The 241-nt window shown below is 58.9% G+C and carries 1 pseudogene; it reads right to left on the bottom strand.

The features are described 5' to 3' along the window. A pseudogene (locus SB771_RS36645) lies at positions 1-241 on the bottom strand (ferritin-like domain-containing protein); the annotation flags it as partial.

The following is a 241-nucleotide window of genomic DNA, read 5'->3' on the forward strand; positions in this document are numbered from 1 at the left end:
GGTGATCTGCTTGAGCACGGGTTCGTCCGAGCATTCGCCGATCGCGCGATACAGCGTTGCCGTGCCTGTTTCGACCACGCAGCGCGCGACCATTTCGAGCGCACGCGTCTTTTCGAAATCTTCCACCGAACACGTGAGCGAATACTCGTCCATGAAATTGCGGAACGCGGTGTCCCAATCGAACTCCGGCCAGACGTAAGCGATATACGTCTTGAGCGCCCGGCCGTGCTGCATTTCCTCC

Origin of the sequence: Burkholderia sp. SIMBA_051, from assembly GCF_046534915.1 — a bacterium.
In the GTDB taxonomy this organism is placed as follows: Bacteria; Pseudomonadota; Gammaproteobacteria; order Burkholderiales; family Burkholderiaceae; genus Burkholderia; species Burkholderia ambifaria.